Annotated in this window: 12 protein-coding genes; 5 read left to right on the top strand and 7 right to left on the bottom strand. The window is 69.2% G+C overall.

The annotated features are described in order from the left end of the window. Window positions 1–17 precede the first annotated feature (17 nt). Both ACE3SG_RS16360 and ACE3SG_RS16355 read left to right on the top strand, forming a co-directional pair. Entirely contained in the window at window positions 18–419 is a 402-nt protein-coding gene (locus tag ACE3SG_RS16360) for a YkvA family protein (protein WP_374566712.1), read from the top strand. Then, window positions 416–916, top strand: a complete 501-nt coding sequence (locus ACE3SG_RS16355; protein ID WP_374566710.1) for a thermonuclease family protein — start codon at window positions 416–418, stop codon at window positions 914–916. Before ACE3SG_RS16360 ends, ACE3SG_RS16355 begins: the two co-directional genes overlap by 4 nt. Here the strand turns inward: ACE3SG_RS16355 and ACE3SG_RS16350 are convergent. From ACE3SG_RS16350 to ACE3SG_RS16320, 7 genes are all read right to left on the bottom strand, one after another. Next, on the bottom strand, window positions 903–2399 hold the full coding sequence (locus ACE3SG_RS16350) for an ABC transporter substrate-binding protein (RefSeq protein ID WP_374567029.1): 1497 nt from the start codon (window positions 2397–2399) through the stop codon (window positions 903–905). The two genes, ACE3SG_RS16355 and ACE3SG_RS16350, sit on opposite strands and share 14 nt — an antisense overlap. A 92-nt stretch (window positions 2400–2491) precedes the next feature. Beyond that, window positions 2492–3418: an alpha/beta hydrolase fold domain-containing protein gene (locus tag ACE3SG_RS16345; RefSeq protein WP_374566708.1), complete on the bottom strand. Its 927-nt coding sequence runs from the start codon at window positions 3416–3418 to the stop codon at window positions 2492–2494. A gap of 206 nt (window positions 3419–3624) precedes the next feature. Then, on the bottom strand, window positions 3625–4539 hold the full coding sequence (gene rocF, locus ACE3SG_RS16340; RefSeq protein WP_374566707.1) for an arginase: 915 nt from the start codon (window positions 4537–4539) through the stop codon (window positions 3625–3627). 82 nt (window positions 4540–4621) lie between these two features. Further along, the gene (locus ACE3SG_RS16335) at window positions 4622–5524 is read right to left on the bottom strand and encodes an LOG family protein (RefSeq protein WP_374566705.1); all 903 of its coding nucleotides are present in this window, start codon (window positions 5522–5524) and stop codon (window positions 4622–4624) included. 124 nt (window positions 5525–5648) lie between these two features. After that, entirely contained in the window at window positions 5649–6410 is a 762-nt protein-coding gene (locus ACE3SG_RS16330; RefSeq protein WP_374566703.1) for a ThiF family adenylyltransferase, read from the bottom strand. A 107-nt stretch (window positions 6411–6517) separates the two neighbouring features. Continuing rightward, window positions 6518–7954: a S41 family peptidase gene (locus ACE3SG_RS16325; RefSeq protein WP_374566701.1), complete on the bottom strand. Its 1437-nt coding sequence runs from the start codon at window positions 7952–7954 to the stop codon at window positions 6518–6520. A gap of 192 nt (window positions 7955–8146) precedes the next feature. After that, window positions 8147–9226: an ABC transporter ATP-binding protein gene (locus tag ACE3SG_RS16320; RefSeq protein WP_374566699.1), complete on the bottom strand. Its 1080-nt coding sequence runs from the start codon at window positions 9224–9226 to the stop codon at window positions 8147–8149. A 104-nt stretch (window positions 9227–9330) separates the two neighbouring features. Between ACE3SG_RS16320 and ACE3SG_RS16315 the strand changes: the two genes are divergently transcribed. The 3 genes from ACE3SG_RS16315 (at window position 9331) to ACE3SG_RS16305 (ending at window position 12044) form a co-directional block, all read left to right on the top strand. After that, window positions 9331–10974 carry an ABC transporter permease gene (locus ACE3SG_RS16315; RefSeq protein ID WP_374566697.1) on the top strand — a complete coding sequence of 548 codons (1644 nt, stop codon included), beginning with the start codon at window positions 9331–9333 and terminating at the stop codon, window positions 10972–10974. Window positions 10975–11265: 291 nt separating this feature from the next. Further along, on the top strand, window positions 11266–11415 hold the full coding sequence (locus ACE3SG_RS16310) for a hypothetical protein (protein WP_374566695.1): 150 nt from the start codon (window positions 11266–11268) through the stop codon (window positions 11413–11415). A 17-nt stretch (window positions 11416–11432) separates the two neighbouring features. Continuing rightward, a complete protein-coding gene (locus ACE3SG_RS16305) occupies window positions 11433–12044 on the top strand; it encodes a hypothetical protein (RefSeq protein ID WP_374566694.1) in 612 nt (203 codons plus the stop codon). The last annotated feature ends 134 nt before the right edge of the window (window positions 12045–12178 follow it).

Below are 12178 nucleotides of genomic sequence, written 5' to 3'. Positions count from 1 at the left end.
GGCCACCGATCCATTCCATGAGCCTGTTCGGCAAAGCCTGGCGCCTCGCGCCGACCACCCGCCTGGCGACCTACCTGATCGCGCTGTGGAAGCTGGCCCGCCACCGCGAGACACCGCGCGGCGCGAAGGTGGTCGCGTGGGGCGTGCTGGCCTACGCGCTGAGCCCGATCGACCTGATCCCGGACTTCATCCCCATCCTTGGCCAGCTCGACGACATCGTGCTGATCCCGCTCGGCGTGGCGCTGGTCGTCAAGCTGGTGCCGGCGCCGTTGTGGGCCGGCTGCATGCGCGAGGCCGAGATCCACGCCGAGCGGCTGCCGAAGCTGTGGTGGGGCGCCTTGCTGATCGCGCTGGTGTGGCTGGCGCTGCTCGGGCTGCTGGTGTGGGCGCTGTACCGCGCCTTCTTCACCGGGCCATGAGGTGGCTCGTCGCCGCTGGGCTGCTTACCGCCTTTGTCAGCGCACCGTGGGCCGCGACGACCGGCCAGGCCACGCGCATCAGCGACGGCGACACGCTGTGGGTGCGGTTCGCCGACGGCGGCAAGCCGATCAAGCTGCGCCTGCAAGGCATGGACGCGCCCGAGATCTGCCAGGCCGGCGGCGTCGCCGCGCGTGATGCGCTGGCGAAGCTGGTCGACCGGCAAGAGCTGCAGATCGAAACCTTCGGCCGCGACAGCTGGGGCCGCACCCTGGCCCGCATCTCGGTGGCCCACCACGACATCGGCGCCCGCCTGGTGCAAGACGGCCACGCCTGGAGCGACCACTTTCGCAACGACCCGGGGCCTTACGCCGACGAAGAGATGAACGCCCGCCGTGCCCGGCGCGGCTTGCATGCGCAGCTGGGTGCGATCCGGCCGCGAGACTTTCGCCAGCACCATGGGCCGTGCGAGCCTGCCCCTTCGGCTACTTCACACTGACCCAGCGCAGCTCCACCGTGTCGTTGGCCCACTGCACCAGGCTGACCTTCTTGGCCATCGCCCAGGTCAGCGTGCGGCGGTAGAGCGGGATGAACGGCAGGTCGTCGCCGATCAGGCGCAGTGCGACGCCGATTTGGGCGCGGCGGCGGGTCAGGTCGGGTTCGGTGCGGATGTTGTCGATCAGCGTGTCGAGCTTGGGGTTGCTGTAGCGGCCGGCGTTGAAGGTGCCGGTGCCTGTGCCGGCGCCTTTGCTGTGGAACAGCGCGTTCAGCGTCGACCAGGCATCAGGCTGCGGCGTGAAGCCGAACTCGATGAAGCTGGCGCTGGCCTGGCTCAGCTTGGGGAAGAACTGGTTGGTCGGCGATGAGCGCAGCGTGGCGCGAATGCCGACCTGGGTCAGCATCGCGGTGGCGGCCTGGCAGGCGTTTTCGCGGTAGGCGATGTTCACGCAGTCGAGCGTGACCGAAAAGCCGTTGGGGTAGCCGGCCTCGGCCAGCAGCGCGCGGGCCTTGGCGGGGTCGTAGGGCAGGCGCTTGTCCAGCTCGGGCGGCGAGCCGTCGAGCAGTGGCGACAGAAAAGCGCCCGTCGAATGGCCTTGCCCGCGCAGCACCTTGGCGACGATCAGGTCGACGTTCAGCGCCTGGTAGACGGCGCGCCTGACGCGCAGGTCCTTGAACGGGTTGCGGCCCTTCACGTCGCTGCCTTCGAGCTCGTCGCTGGCCTGGTCGAAGGTCAGGTACTGCTGGCCGATGTCCACCGTCTGCGCGAGCTTCAGGCGGTCGTCGCGCTTCAGGCGTTCGATGTCCTGGAACGGCGGGTCCAGCACCAGGTCGATCTCGCCCGAGGCCAGCGCCGCGAGCCGCGTGGCATCGGAGCGGATCGGCACGAAGCTGACCTCGTCGAGATTGCCGTTGCGCTTGTCGCCGCGGCCCCACCACTGTGGGTTGGCCTTCAGCACCACCTTCACGTCCGGCTCGTACCGGTCGAGCCGGAACGGCCCGGTGCCGTTGGCGTTGCGCACGGCAAAGGTTTCCTGCTTGCCGTTGAAGTCCTGCGGCTTCTCGACGCCGTGTTTCTGCGCCCAGGCCCGACTCATGATGCACCAGTACTGCAGCTTCTCTGGCAGCACCGCGTCGGGCGCCGACAGCAGCAGGTCCACCGTCAGCGGGTCGACCACCTTGGCGCCGGTGACGCCTTGCAGCTGAAAGCCGCGTTGCGACGGCGGCGTCAGCGCGCGCTCGACCGAGAACACCACGTCGTCGGCGGTGAACGGGGTGCCGTCGTGGAACTTGACGTCGGGGCGCAGCTTGAAGCGCCAGGTGGTCGGGTTGGGTTGGCTCCAGCTCAGCGCGAGCGCGGGCTCGAGCTTCATGTTGGCGTCGCGGCCGACCAGCGATTCGTAGATCTGGTAGACGACCCGCGAGTGGTACAGCAGCGCCAGCGCGTGCGGGTCCATCGACTGCGGGTCGAACCCGGTCGCCACGCGCAAGGTGGCGGCCGGCGAGGGCAGGGCCGCCAGGCAGACGGCGGCGCCGGCCAGCCAACGGCCCGCGCGCCGCGCGAGCCGGTGCAGGCTCAGAGGACGGACAGGCTCAGCTGGGCCCAGAGGAAGTCGCGAACGGTCGGCCACCATTTGCTGTCGAGCCCCAAGGGCACGGTGTGCGGCGCGTCCGGGGTCGGGATCGTGGTGCAGCTGTTGCCGGATGCGTCGATGCGCTGCTTGGTCGGCACCACGTTGCCGTCCCAGGTCGCGCCGGTGGTCTGGTCTTGCGGGGTCGTGTGGAACAGCAGCACCGGTGCGTCGTTGCGATCGTAGTGCAGCAGCGGGTCGGAATCGAACATCGGGTCGATCAAGGTGGCGCCGGTCGACACCACGGCCGCCACGTGCGACGAGATGCCCGGGAAGTCGGACGAGGTGCCGGCCAGCACATCGGGGTCGCCTTCGATCGCGCCGACCAGCGCCAGGCCGCCGCCGGCCGATGTGCCAACGATCGCGATGCGCGAGGTGTCGATGTGGTAGGTGGCGGCGTTGACCTTCAGGTAGCGCACGGCGTTCAGCAGGTCGTCCGAGGCCTGCACGATGGCCGCGGTGCGCTGCTCGGCGCTGTCGGTGTTGTCGGGCGTCAGCCGGTAGTTGATCGAAGCGGTGACGAAGCCGGCGCGGGCGTAGCCGGTGGCGTCGTCGGCACGGTCTTCCTTGCCGCCCTGCGTATAGCCGCCGCCGTGGACGAAGATCACCAGCGGCATCGGCGTGGTGGCGGTGGCGTTCGGCGGCACCCACACGTCCATCAGCAGCGTCAGCCGGTCGCTGCCCACCTCCTGCGCCTTGCGGCGGTCCGAGGTGTACTGCGCGCCGTTCCAGTTGGGCCGGGTCGAGTAGGCCAGGTCGTTGAATTCACGCACCTCGGTGGCCTGGTAGACAGCGCCCTTGAACAGCTCGAACGACTCGGCGGCCTTTCCGCCGCCCCCGCAGGACGCCAGAAAACCGAGCATCGACAACATCAGGGCGGAAAAGTAGGAGCGCATGGCGGGCCAAAGTAGAGAGCTGATGACATTCTCACCAGCAGGGGCAACGCCCATTCCTGCTGCACCGTTGTCAGTGGTGAGCAGGTGTTACCTTTGAACGCCAGGGCTGCGGGCTTACCCGCGGGCTGCGATCGGCACCGCCCCAGAACGGGGCGCGCGGCCATCCCGGCCGGCGCCGCGCCTTACTTGCGCATCAGCGTGCTCTTGCCGAACAGGCTCTCGATCAGGTCGACCGCGATCTCGGCGGTCTTGTTGCGCACGTCCAGCGCCGGGTTCAGCTCCATCACGTCCAGGCTGGCGAGGCGGCCGGTGTCGGCAATCATCTCCATGCACAGCTGAGCTTCGCGGTAGGTCGGGCCGCCGGGGATGGTGGTGCCGACACCGGGGGCGATGTCGGGGTCGAGGAAGTCGACATCGAAGCTGACGTGCAGGTGGGTGTTGACGTCCATCGTCGCCAGCGCCAGCTCCATCGTGTGGCGCATGCCCATCTCGTCGATGTAGCGCATGTCGTAGACCTCGAGGCCCACCTCATGCACCAGGCGCTTCTCGCCCGGGTCGACCGAGCGGATGCCGATCTGGCGGATCCACTTCGGGTTGATCGCCGGCACCTGGCCACCGATCTCGATCAGCTCTTGGGGGCCGTGGCCGCACAGGCAGGCCACCGGCATGCCGTGGATGTTGCCGCTGGGCGTGAGCTGGTTGGTGTTGAAGTCGGCGTGCGCGTCCAGCCAGAGGATGCGCAGCTTCTTGCCGGCCTCGCGGCAGTGGCGGGCCACCGCGCTGATCGAGCCCAGGCCCAGGCAGTGGTCGCCGCCCAGCAGGATGGGCAGGCGCCCATCGGCCAGCTCGGCATGCACCGCGTCGTGCACCAGGCGGTTCCAGGTGACCACCTCGGGCAGGTGGCGGTAGCCGTCGGTCGGCGGTTGCCAGGGGTTGGACGGGCCGATCAGGTTGCCGCGATCCAGCACCTCGAGGCCGTGGCCTTCGAGGATGGGGCCGATGTTGGCCACGCGCATGGCTTCGGGGCCCATGCTGGCGCCGCGCGCGCCAGCGCCGATGTCGGTCGGCGCGCCGATGAGGGAGACTTTTTTCAGCATGGGGGCGTATTGTCCGGTGTTCCTGGCGGAGATGTATGCGTCCGATGGACCTGTCGGCCGGATTTTCGGCGGCCAAGAGCGGTTAGATGCCGCCCGCGTAGTCACCGTTCCCGTCTTCGCCGGCGTCGAGCCCGTAGTCTTGCGCCAGCACGTCCCAGGCTTCGTCGGCGGTTTCGACAAAGCGGAACAGCTTTTCGTCGCCCGGGCTGATCATGCCGGTCTCGATCAGGTACTCGAAGTCGATCAGCCGCGTCCAGAACTCGCGCCCGAACATCAGGATGGGCCGGCGCCGGCACTTGCCGGTCTGCATCAGCGTCATCGCCTCGAACAGCTCGTCGAGCGTGCCGAAGCCGCCCGGGAAGCACACCAGCGCGACCGAGCGCATCAGGAAGTGCATCTTGCGCAGCGCGAAGTAGTGGAACTGGAAGCACAGCTCCGGCGTGATGTACGGGTTCGGCGCCTGCTCGTGCGGCAGCACGATGTTCAGGCCGATGCTTTTGCCACCGATCTCGTGCGCGCCGCGGTTGCCGGCTTCCATGATGCCCGGCCCGCCGCCGGTGCAGACGTAGATCGGCCGCGCCAGCCGGCGTGAGCGCTCGGTGACGATGGTCGCGAAGCGACGTGCTTCTTCGTAGAAGCGGCTCATCGACACCTGCATCTCGGCGCGGCGTACCGCGGCCGCGTCGCCGACGGCCTGGGCATCGGCCAGCCGGTGCTCGGCCACGTCGCGCGGCGCGATGCGCGCGCTGCCGAAGATCACCACGGTGCTGCGGATGCCTTGTTCCTGCTGCACCAGCTCGGGCTTCAGCAGCTCCAGTTGCATGCGCACTGGGCGCAGTTCGGGCCGAACCAGGAAGTCGGTGTCGGTGAACGCCAGCCGGTAGGCGCTTTCGGGGCCGTCGTAGCGCGCCGGCGTGGTCAGCGCCTGCGCTTCTTCTTCGGCGCTCGGAAAGTTGCGGGCGGTCAGGTCGATGGGCTTGTCCATCAAGCGGTGGGAAAAGCAGAAGGGGGAGGGAGCTTACTCCCGCTGCACCGCGCCGGGGCACCGGCGTGCACCAGGCCCAGGCGCTGGCGCGCCGTTGTGCGCAGCCCGGGCCTCGGTGCCGTCGTCAGGCCGTGTGATGGGCCTGCTGGCAGACGGGGCAGTCGGCCTGGCGCGCCAGCCGGATCTCGTCCCACCGCATCGTGCGGGCGTCGAGCATCAGCAGCCGGCCGGCGAGTGATTCGCCGACACCGGCGAGCAGCTTCAGCGCCTCGGCCGCCTGCATCGTGCCGATGATGCCGACCAGTGGCGCGAAGACGCCCATCAGTGCGCAGCGGGCTTCTTCGGTGGTCGCGTCGGGCGGGAACAGGCAGGCGTAGCACGGGGCGCCGGGCTGGCGCGTGTCGTAGACCGAGATCTGGCCATCGAAGCCGATCGCCGCGCCCGCCACCAGCGGCTTGGCCTGCGCGACGCAGGCCGCGTTGACCGCCTGGCGCGTGGCGAAGTTGTCGCTGCAGTCGAGCACCACGTCGGCCTCGGCCACCAGTGTGTCCAGCAGCGCGGCGTCGGCCCGCTGGCACACGGTGCGCACGTCGAGCGTCGGGTTGATCGCCAGCATCGCGGTGCGGGCCGACTCGGCCTTGGGCGTGCCCACGCGCGCCATGTTGTGGGCGATCTGGCGCTGCAGGTTGGTCAGGTCGACCTGGTCATGGTCGACCAGCGTGATGCGGCCGACGCCGGCGGTGCCCAGGTACAGCGCCACCGGCGAGCCCAGGCCCCCGGCACCGATGACCAGCGCGTGGCCGGCCTGCAGCCGGGCCTGGCCCTCGATGCCGATCTCGTCGAGCAGGATGTGGCGCGAATAGCGCAGCAGGTCGTCGTCCGTCATGGCTCAAGGATACGCAGGGCGGCCGGCCCGCGGGCGTGGGCGGCCGAAAAGAACAAACGCCGCGGGCCCTGGCGGGCCGGCGGCGTTGGGGTTGGGACGAGCGAGGGTCAGTGCTCGGCGTCGGTGTCCAGCGGGCGCTCGGTCATGGTCTTGCTGACCATCACCGGGCGGTTCTTCAAGCGGTTCAGCGCCTGCGACAGCTGGAAGTCTTCGCCGCTGCCGAACTCGGGCAAGGGCTTGATCGTGCCGTCCTTGATCTTCTCGGCCTGCTCTTCGAGCTTCTTGCGCGCTTCTTCGCGCGCCTTCTCGCGGGCTTCGTTCTTCTCTTCGCCGTTGACCAGGTGCTTGTCGAGGTCGGCCTCGCGCATGCGCAGCGCCGCGAAGACATTGCCTTCGGCGGTTTCGTCGAGCCACACGTCGGGCACGATGCCCTTGGCCTGGATCGAGCGGCCGCTCGGCGTGTAGTAGCGCGCGGTGGTGATCTTCAGCGCGGTGTCGGCCGACAGCGGGCGAATCGTCTGCACCGAGCCCTTGCCGAAGGTCTGCGCGCCCATCACGACGGCGCGGTGATGGTCTTGCAGCGCACCGGCGACGATCTCGCTGGCCGAGGCCGAGCCCTCGTTGACCAGCACCACCATCGGCACGGTCTTGATCGCGGCGGGCAGCTTCTTCAGCGGGTCGACGCCGCCGCGGCGCATGTAGTTGTCGGGCGACGCATGGTAGGTGAACTTCGAGTCGGCGATCTGGCCGTTGGTGCTGACGACCACCGCGTCGTTCGGCAAGAAGGCGGCCGACAGGGCCACCGCGCCTTCGAGCAGGCCGCCCGGGTCGTTGCGCAGGTCGAGCACCAGGCCCTTGATGTTCGGGTCTTGCTTGTACAGCTCTTCGAGCTTGCGGCTGAAGTCTTCGATCGTGCGTTCCTGGAACTGGGTCACGCGCAGCCAGGCGTAGCCCGGCTCGATCAGCTTGGCGCGCACGCTTTGCACGCGGATCTCTTCACGCGTGATCGTGACCGGGAAGCTGCGGTTCTCGAGCTTGCGGAACACCGTCAGCATGACCTTGGTGTTGGGGTCGCCGCGCATGCGCTTGACGGCCTGTTCCATGCCCAGGCCCTTGACCGGCGTGTCGTCGATCTTGGTGATCAGGTCGCCCGACTTGATGCCGGCCCGGAAGGCGGGTGAGCCTTCGATCGGGGAGACGACCTTGACGACGCCGTCTTCCATGCCGATCTCGATGCCGACGCCGACAAACTTGCCGGTGGTCGATTCGCGGAATTCCTTGAAGCTCTTCTTGTCGAAGAACTGCGAGTGCGGGTCGAGCCCCGAGACCATGCCGGACAACGCATCGTTGATCAGCTTTTTCTCGTCGACCGGCTCGACATAGTCGCTTTTCAGGATGTCGAAGGCGCGCGCCAACTGCTGCATCTCTTCCAGCGGGATCGGCGAATAGGTATTTCGCGCGATGGCTGTGAGTTGCATCGTCGTCAATGCACCCGCCACGGCTCCGAGGGTCAGAAGACCCGCTACTTTCAGTTTTGCACCCATCTTGTCTCGCTTTGAAACGCTCGCGAACGCATGCCAGCCCAGTATAGGTCTACGAGGTTTCGGTGAGTTCCCCGAAATCTGAAAAGTTGCTTGAACGACGTGGCAAATGTCGTCAGCGGGCACTCACAAGTCGACACGTTTCGAGGCGCGGGAAAACCCGCTCGCCCGAGGCCCGGAAAAGGGGTGAAAAAGCTAGGTTTCCCGGGGGAACGTGACCACGTGGTCGACCTGCGGCCGGATGCCGATCCACTCGCCCAACTGATGGTCGTGGTGCGACGGCACGTGCGCCAGCACCTGTTCGCCGCTGGCCAGGCGCAGCGTGTAAAGAAATTCTGAGCCGCGAAAAGCCTTGCGTTCGATCCGCGCCTTCACCGGCGCGTCGTCGTCGTGGACGATGTCGTCGGCCCGCAGCAGCACGTCGCATTCGCCGCGCGGGTAGGCGTCGGGCAACGGGCATTCGTCGGCGTCGTTCAGGTCGCCCAGGGGCGTGCGCACGCGCGGGCCCTCGGGCAGCGCCACGATCTGGCCGGGCGTGAAGACACCGTGGCCGATGAAACCGGCGACAAAGCGGGTGGCGGGCCGGTGGTACAGCGCGTAGGCGTCGTCCCACTGCTCCAGCCGGCCGCGCTGCATCACGCCGATCAGGTCGCCGATCGCAAACGCCTCCAGCTGGTCGTGGGTGACGAACAGCGCGGTCGCGTCGATCTGCTTCAGGATCGCGCGCACGTCTTGCGCCAGGCGCTCGCGCAGGTCCACGTCCAGGCTCGAGAAGGGTTCGTCCAGCAGCAGCAGCCGCGGCCGGCGGGCCAGGGCCCGGGCCAGCGCAATGCGCTGCTGCTGGCCGCCGGACAACTGGTGCGGCGCCCGCTTGGCCGCATGGCCCAGGCCGACCAGGTCCAGCATCTCGGTCACGCGGGCCTCGCGCTCGCCGCGCGGCAGGTGCGCCAGGCCGAAGCCGATGTTGTCGGCCACGCTCAGGTGGGGGAACAGCGCGTAGTCCTGGAAGACCATGCCGATGCCGCGGTCCTCGGGGGCGACATGCAGCCCGCTGTCGTGGTCGCTGAGCAGTTGGCCGTCCAGCCGCACCGCGCCGCCGGCCAGGCGCTCGAGCCCGGCCACCGCGCGCAGCAGCGAGGTCTTGCCGCAGCCGGACGGGCCGATCAGCACGCCGATCTGTCCGCGGCTCAGCGACAGCGACGCTGCCTCGACCGCGGCCTTGCCATGGCCGTTGCGGCCATAGGCCACGCTGACCCGATCCAACTGCAAAAACATGACGCTTATCATACTGGCGCAATGAAAATGAGCATCGTTCGTATTTGCTCCACGTCAATTCGCCCGGCGCTGTGCTTGGCCCGCGCGGCCTTGAAAGGCGTGGCATGAGGGGGATGCTGGTCGGGCTGGCGCTGCTGTTGGCGCTGCCGGTGCTGGGGGTGCTGGGCGCCTGGGTGGCGATCGACGCCCACTCGCTGGCAGTGCTGCAGCAGCAGTTCGAGACGGTGCTGCCGAGCTATGCGCAGCAATCGCTGGTGCTGGTGCTGGCAGTGGCGCTGGGCGTGGCGGTGGTCGGCGGCGCCACCGCCGCCGCGGTGACCTTGTTCGACTTTCGTGGCCGGCGCTTTTTCGAATGGGCGCTGCTGCTGCCGCTGGCGATGCCGGCCTATGTGCTGGCCTACGCCTACACCGATGCGCTGCAGTACAGCGGCCCGCTGCAGGTCGGGCTGCGGGCGCTCACCGGTGCCAAGGGCGCGCTGTGGCCCGACGTGCGCAGCCTGGGTGGCGCGGTGGGGCTGTTCGTGGCCTGCCTGTACCCGTATGTCTACCTGCTGGCCCGCACCGCGCTGGCCGAGCAGGCCGCCCCGATGATGGAAGCGGCCCGCCTGCTGGGCGCGCCGCTGCGCCGCCGGGTGCTGGAGGTGGCCTTGCCGATGGCCCGCCCGGCCTTGGCCGCTGGCGTCGCGCTGGCGCTGATGGAGACGCTGGCCGACTACGGCGTGGGCGCCTACTTCGGCCTGACGACCTTCACGACCGGCATCTACAAGGCCTGGCTGGTGCTGGACGACCACATCGCCGCCGCCCAGCTGGCCAGCGTGCTGTTGGTGGTGGTGGCGCTGCTGCTGTGGGCCGAGCAGCGGGCGCAGGCGCGCATCCGCTTTGCCGCCAGCCGGCCCTCGGCGAACAGCGGCAGCGTCGCCTCGCGGCCACAGGCACTGCGCGGCGTGCACCAGGCGATGGCCTGGCTGGTTTGCGGGCTGCCGGTGCTGATGGGCTTCGTGCTGCCGGTGGCCTGGCTGGTGCGGCTGCTGTGGCAAGAGTCTGGTGGCGGCGACGACGGTGCGCCCGCGTCGCCGGTGCTGGCAGCGGGCTACCTGGCGCGCTTCGTCGGCTGGGCGGGGGCCAGCTTCCGCCTGGCCACTGCGGCGGCGTTGGCGGCGGTGCTGTTCGCGCTGCTGCTGGCCTTTGCGCTGCGCCGCTCGCACGGCCGCCGTGCCCGCTGGCTGCGTGCGGCGGCGCAGGTCGTGTCGCTGGGTTACGCGGTGCCGGGCGCCGTGGTGGCGGTGGGCATCTTGCTGTGGACCGGCATGGTGCAGGCCTGGCAGCCGCAGTGGGGCGCCGCGGCGTTGGTCACCGGCACGGTCTTCGGGTTGCTCTACGCGTACATGGTGCGCTTCTCGGCGGTCGCGCTGCAGTCGGTGCAGGCCGGCTACGCCCGGGTGCCGGCGTCGATCGACGAGTCGGCGCGGCTGCTCGGTGCCGGCCGGCGCCGCACCTTCGTCGAGCTGCACCTGCCGCTGCTGGGCCGCACGACCGTGGCCGCGGCCTTGCTGGTCTTCGTCGACACGATGAAGGAGCTGCCCGCGACGCTGGTGCTGCGCCCCTTCGGCAGCGACACGCTGGCGGTGGTGGCCTACCAGTTCGCGCGCGACGAGCGCCTGGCCGAGGCCGCGCTGCCTTCGCTGGCGATCGTCGCCGTCGGCCTGATCCCGGTGCTGATGTTGTCGCGCGCGCTGCGCTCGCGATGAAGCGCCCATCGATGGCGGCTTGACAAGCCCTTGTTCGTCCCTAGCCTGAGGGATGGGGCGCGCCCCTTGCCAGGCGTACGGTCGCGCCTTGGATCGGATGGCCCCGGCGCAACAGCCGGCGGCCCGTCAGCATCAGACCGAGACCCCCTCGCCACGGCCCACCGGCCGGCGCCGCGAGGGCGGTAACCCGGCGTTGGTCGCGTTCGGAAAGCAAAGAGCAGTACCCAGTGCCGCACCTGCGGGGGCGCGGCATCGGGGGTGGTTTGCCCGCGCCTTGCCTGGAGCCGGTTGATGGACTTCATCGAGCGTTTGTTCGGCTGGTCGCCCGACGATGGGTCCGGGTTGTTCGAGCTGATGCTGTTCGCGATCCCGATCGCCGGCATCGTCTACCTCGCGTGGCGGCGCCGTAGCAGCGGCCGACGCGACCGGCACGACGACTGACCCCCACGGGCACCACCATGGCCGACAGCGTCGCCCCGGAGTTCGAGCGTTTCATCGCCGCCGAGCGGCGCGCCAAGCGGCTGGCCCCGCCGCCGCAGCGGCTGCAAGAGGGCCAGGTCTTCGACACGGTGTTCGTCGAGCAAGGCCAGGCGGTCGAGCTGCTGCGCGTTGCTGCGCGGCGCGGCGCCGGCCTGTACCGCCCGACCCAGCGCACCGAGGTCGTCTGGGTCGATGGTGACCGCGAGCTGGCGGTCGGCATCAACGGCGTCGACATCAAGATGACCGACGGCCTGGTCGGCATCTTCATCCCGGTGCGCTGCGACCAGACCGGCTCGGCGCTGGTCCAGGTCGCGTTCGCGGTCGGCTCGGCCAACAAGCCCGGCGGGGTGTTCGCCGCCGCCCACCGCCGGCCCTACGGCCCCGAGCTGATTGTCACCGTCTGGGGCGACGCGCTGGTGGCCTTCGCCTGGCAATGCCTGCTCGGCCTGGTCAGCCAGGTGGCCGGCGCGACCGGCAAGGACGCGCGCGGCAACGTGCTGGTGCCGGTCGAGTTCATGGCCGATGCCAAGGGGCTGCAGGTCGTACCGATGGCCCGCCACCGCTTCGCCGGATCGAGCGGCCTGACATGACTAAGGCAACGCTGAACAAGTCCCTCGCAGGCAGCGCATCCCTGCTTTGGGCGGTCTGCTGCGTTGCAAATCCGCGCCATAGCACGAGCTATGGCTGTGGTTTGCGCCTTGCAGCCCATCCCAAACCAGGGCGC

Origin of the sequence: Ideonella sp. (assembly GCF_041914305.1) — a bacterium.
In the GTDB taxonomy this organism is placed as follows: domain Bacteria; phylum Pseudomonadota; class Gammaproteobacteria; order Burkholderiales; family Burkholderiaceae_C; genus Ideonella.
This window is presented reverse-complemented; position numbering and strand designations above follow the sequence as displayed.